The organism is Bradyrhizobium nitroreducens (genome assembly GCF_002776695.1).
In the GTDB taxonomy this organism is placed as follows: Bacteria; Pseudomonadota; Alphaproteobacteria; order Rhizobiales; family Xanthobacteraceae; genus Bradyrhizobium; species Bradyrhizobium nitroreducens.
In genome coordinates this window covers 5,768,233-5,769,134 of record NZ_LFJC01000003.1, presented here as the reverse complement: position 1 = coordinate 5,769,134, position 902 = coordinate 5,768,233, and the positions used below count along the sequence as shown (strand labels likewise).

Annotated in this window: 1 protein-coding gene; it reads left to right on the top strand. The window is 61.6% G+C overall.

The genetic code is table 11. The features are described 5' to 3' along the window. Nucleotides 1-362: 362 nt before the first annotated feature. The coding region (locus tag TSA1_RS27675; RefSeq protein ID WP_488226049.1) for a flagellin N-terminal helical domain-containing protein at nt 363-902 on the top strand (540 nt) is incomplete at its 3' end.

Here is a 902-nt window from a genome sequence, read left to right as displayed (position 1 = left end):
TGCTGCAGCTGCTCCGCTAAGTCGCGGACGACATCGCAAGCAAGATCCGGCGGCGGGGCTTCGGCCCCGCCGCTTTCTTTTTCGGCTGCGCAAGATTGCGCGACGGGTAAGGTGACGCCTGGAAAAAGTAACCATTAAAAGTAACCAGCGGTTATGGTTAATGGAGCGTAAGCGCCGGAAATTTCCAATGATTTCAGAGACCTTTTGAACCGTGCCGGCGCCTTCCGCTCAGTTATGGTGAACCGGCGCTTAGGTTGCCCGCATACGCTTCACCCTTTGTTAGCCATGTCGCGGCACGCTGGCCCCGTCACTCGATCCAGAAGCGATCGAACGAAGACGCGTAAGCCAGAAGGGTAAGAGTCATGTCCGGTATCGTTCTCTCTGCGTCGGTTCGTCAGAACCTGCTCTCTCTCCAGTCCACCGCCGATCTTCTCGCCACCACACAGAACCGTCTGTCGACCGGCAAGAGCGTCAACTCGGCCCTGGACAATCCCACCAACTTCTTCACCGCACAGTCGCTCGACAACCGCGCCAGCGACATCAACAACCTGCTCGACGGCATCGCCAACGGCGTCCAGGTGCTGCAGGCCGCCAACACCGGCCTGACCTCGCTGCAGAAGCTGATCGACTCCGCGAAGTCGATTGCCAACCAGGCGCTGCAGACCACGGTCGGCTATTCCACCAAGTCCAACGTCTCTACCACCATCTCGGGTGCGACGGCCGCCGACCTGCGCGGCACCACTTCCTTTGAGAGCGCGACGGCTTCCAGCAACGTGTTGTACACCGGCGCTGCCGGCGGCACGACCGCGATTACGGCTGCCAAGACCCTGGGCGCGAGCCAGGGCGTGTTCACGGGCACTGCGGCAACGGCTGGCGACGGCACCACGGCCCTGACCGGTACG